Here is a 2,570-nt window from a genome sequence, read left to right as displayed (position 1 = left end):
CGTGGCGTTCGCGGTCGCCTGAGTCGCGTCAGAAGCGGGCGACCGCCTGCACGCCGAGCATCGCGAGCACGCCGAACACGATGCCCCACAGGATGATCGAGATCACCTGCCAGAGGATGACCGCGTTCCGCGACGCGCCGAAGCCGACGATCGCGGCCGACGTGATCTGGCTCGGCAGCACGAGCTGACCCAGCAGGCTGACGCCCGGCACCCCGAACCGCTCGAAGCGCTCCTTCAGCTTCGCGCGGCGCGGCGAGAGGGCCGGAGCCTCGCGGTTGCGGGTCGCCGCCTTCCGCACGCCGTGGGCGGTGAGCACGAAGATCAGCATCGAGATCACGTTGCCGATGATCGCGGCGGGCACCGCGATCCAGGGCGACAGGCCCGCGAGCACGCCGACGAATGAGCCGAAGTACGACTCGATGAAGGGGATCGCACCGAGCAGGATCACCCCCAGCCACTGGAGTGCGGGCGGCAGCGATTCGGTGAACGTCTGCAGGCTGTCGAGCACGGGGGTTCTCCTCTGTTCGGCGGTCTGCTTCGATGCTAGGAACGCCGGCGCTGCCGGCGCCTCCCCCGCTCGGGGGATCTGGATCCGCCTGCCGGAGGATCCGCGCCCCCTGCCGCTGGCTACGCTCGGGAGCATGAAGTTCAGTCTGTGGCTCCCCGCGAACCTGCCCTGGCGCGACCTCCACGCCGCCGCGACCCATGCCGCCGGCGCGACGTCCGGCCCCGCGCGGTGGCGCGGTCTCTGGCTCGAGGACCACTTCATGGACAACACGCCGGAGCCCAACGACGGTGCGCGGGGCGAGTGCCTGACGCAGCTGACGGCGCTCGCGGCGACGGTGCCGGATGTCCGGATCGGATCCCTCGTGCTCGGCAACACGTACCGTCACCCGGCCGTCGTCGCCAAGCAGGCGGCGGCGCTCAGCGACATCGCGGACGGGCGGTTCGTGCTCGGTGTGGGCGCCGGTTGGCAGGAGAACGAGCATCGCGCGTTCGGCCTGGAGTTCGGCGACGTGCCGAGCCGCATCCGCTGGTTCCGCGAGGCGCTGCAGGTGTGGACGTCGCTGCGGGATGACGCGTTCACCGACTTCGAGGGCGAGCGCTACCGGCTCGAGCACGCCTCCCTGAACCCCAAGCCGCACGCGACCCTGCCGATCCTGATCGGGGGCAAGGGCGAGAAGGTCATGCCGAAGCTCGTCGCGCGTTACGCGGACGAGTGGAACATGTGGTCGACGCCCGAGGTGTTCGCGCAGAAGAACCGGATCTTCACCGCTGCGCTCGAGGACGCCGGGCGCGAGTCGGCCTCGCTGTGGCGCACGACGCAGGCGCTCGTGTTCTTCGACGACAGGGCGCGCGCCGACGAGATCGCCGCCCAGGGGCGGCCGGCCATCGGCGGCAGCGCCGGCGAGATCGTCGACATGATGGGCGCGTATTCAGAGGCCGGCGTGGATGAGTTCATCCTGCCCCTGACGTCGCTGCGCGACGTGGCGAAGATCGACGACCTGGGCGACCGGTTCCTGATGGACGTCGCCGCGCTGGTCGCCTGAGACGCCGGTTGCCCCGAAGTGCCGTCATCCGGCCCTGGTTCGCGGCACTTCGGGGCAAGTCAGATCGCGAAGGTCGCGACGATCGCGGCCTCGACGTCGAGCTCCGGCGTCGTGAAGGCGATACCGGAGGCCTCCGAGCGGGCGAACATCGGCAGACCGGGGCCGCCGCCGTGCATCTGGCGCTCGGAGACGCTCGTGAGCACCGGCTCCGCAGGCCCGTCGGGCCGGATCGCGGCCGCATAGGACCGCGCGCGGCGCACCGCATCCTGCACCGCGCGGCCGCGAGCCGCATCGAGAAGGCCCTCCCGCGTGTCGTCCGAGAGCTCCCACCGCACGGGTTGCACGCCGAGATCCGCGCGCGCGGCGAAGGCGGCCACGTCGGCGGCGAGCGCGGCGAGATCGGTGAACGTGATCGTGATCGTCGACGAGAGGTGGTGGACCGGTGTGCTCCGCTGATCCGGTCCCGCGCCGGGGCCGTCGGTCCACGCCCAGGGGCTGCCGACCTCGAAGCCGACCGCGACGCCAGCCTCCCGGCGCTGTCGAGCGACGTCGGCGAGCTCTCCGTGGACGTGCGCGTGACGCCGTACGACGTCGTCCCGATCCTCGCCGTGCACCGCGATGTCGAGCGCGAGCACCCCGCGCTCGGCCCGCTGCGTCAGGCGGTGCGTTCCCTCGACCGTGATGGTGACCATGGGCGGAGCCTATTCGCCGCCGACGCCGCGCGAGTGGATCCGGTCAGGCGGTGACGACCTGCGCGGTGCCGATCTGCGCGTCCGGACCCATCTCGTCCGCGATGCGACGGGCCTCCTGGATCAGCGTCTCGACGATCTCGGCCTCGGGCACGGTCTTGATGACCTCGCCCTTGACGAAGATCTGGCCCTTGCCGTTGCCGCTCGCGACGCCGAGGTCGGCCTCGCGTGCTTCGCCGGGTCCGTTCACGACGCAGCCCATGACGGCGACGCGCAGCGGGACCGTGACGTCCTTGAGCCCCTCCGTGACGTTCTCGGCGAGCGTGTAGAC

The 2,570-nt window shown here is 71.3% G+C and carries 4 protein-coding genes; 1 reads left to right on the top strand and 3 read right to left on the bottom strand.

Going from position 1 to position 2,570, the window contains the following annotated elements:
• Positions 1 to 28: 28 nt before the first annotated feature.
• Complete coding sequence (locus tag RIF89_RS13795; RefSeq protein WP_309069657.1) at positions 29 to 508, bottom strand: hypothetical protein; 480 nt, start codon at positions 506 to 508, stop codon at positions 29 to 31.
• Between the two features lie 133 nt (positions 509 to 641).
• On the opposite strand from RIF89_RS13795, the gene RIF89_RS13790 reads away from it, so the two are divergent.
• Complete coding sequence (locus RIF89_RS13790) at positions 642 to 1,550, top strand: LLM class flavin-dependent oxidoreductase (protein ID WP_309069656.1); 909 nt, start codon at positions 642 to 644, stop codon at positions 1,548 to 1,550.
• A 59-nt stretch (positions 1,551 to 1,609) separates the two neighbouring features.
• Here the strand turns inward: RIF89_RS13790 and RIF89_RS13785 are convergent, their stop codons facing one another.
• On the bottom strand, positions 1,610 to 2,242 hold the full coding sequence (locus tag RIF89_RS13785) for an SIMPL domain-containing protein (protein ID WP_309069655.1): 633 nt from the start codon (positions 2,240 to 2,242) through the stop codon (positions 1,610 to 1,612).
• Between the two features lie 43 nt (positions 2,243 to 2,285).
• On the bottom strand, positions 2,286 to 2,570 hold a 285-nt coding region (locus RIF89_RS13780; protein WP_309069654.1), incomplete at its 5' end, for a flavodoxin-dependent (E)-4-hydroxy-3-methylbut-2-enyl-diphosphate synthase.

Origin of the sequence: Microbacterium sp., from assembly GCF_031178525.1 — a bacterium.
Classification (GTDB): Bacteria; Actinomycetota; Actinomycetes; order Actinomycetales; family Microbacteriaceae; genus Microbacterium.
The sequence above is the reverse complement of the archived record's forward strand: the minus strand, read 5'-3'. Positions and strand labels throughout refer to the sequence as shown.